Here is an 819-nt window from a genome sequence, read left to right as displayed (position 1 = left end):
TAGTTTATTTTTAATAGGGACAGTGAGTTCTTGTAAGAACGTTGTTGATAATAACACTGAAAAAGATCCACAAAATGAATTATTAAGTATCGAATCTGATACCAAATCTGATACCGAATCTGATACCGAATCTGATACCATATCTAATGCACAAGAACATTGTGATTTTGAAGATTTTATTAAGGAAGAGATGGGCTATACAAATGGCGTTTTTAATAGCAAAGGAAGACTTGATTTAGGGAACATTAATATAAGTTCAATGCTCTCTAAACCATCTTTTCCTTATGGGGTTATTCCTTATATTGGGTTTATTGATATAAAGATTAAAAGAAGATTAGAGATTAATTTTCTAAAAATAGAAAAATCAACAACAAATGATAGTCTTTATATAGCAAAAGGGAAAACAAAAGTTGGTAAAAATGTAAGATTGTTTGAAGGAGAAATAAAAATCAAACATGTATATTTTTTTGCATAGCATTCTAGAGGAGCAGACGATGATATGGTGGGGAAAATAAAATCACAAGGAATTATTATTGCTGATTATTACTTTAGAGAAGATAAGAAATTATCAGCTACGGGTATCTTTGAAGGAAAGGTTTTATTAAGATGGTATATTAACAATAAAGGAGTGTTTTTATTTGATGATATTGAAGAATATTCAGATGACTATAGAAACAACCAATTTGTAGGGACTTGGACAAGTTATAAGACAGGAGTTAAAAAAGTAGCTAATTGGGGCATTTGTCGCATCCCTTGCTCAGGAGACTTAGATATGGGTGCAGCTGAATTTTCTCCTGCTCCTGAATATAGAAAATATGG

The 819-nt window shown here is 30.8% G+C and carries 2 pseudogenes; both read left to right on the top strand.

The features are described from left to right. Positions 1-475: pseudogene (locus HMPREF9075_RS13735) on the top strand (hypothetical protein); the annotation flags it as partial. Between the two features lie 24 nt (positions 476-499). Continuing rightward, a pseudogene (locus HMPREF9075_RS13730) lies at positions 500-819 on the top strand (hypothetical protein); the annotation flags it as partial.

Origin of the sequence: Capnocytophaga sp. oral taxon 332 str. F0381, from assembly GCF_000318275.2 — a bacterium.
GTDB classification, from domain to species: Bacteria; Bacteroidota; Bacteroidia; order Flavobacteriales; family Flavobacteriaceae; genus Capnocytophaga; species Capnocytophaga bilenii.
This window is presented reverse-complemented; position numbering and strand designations above follow the sequence as displayed.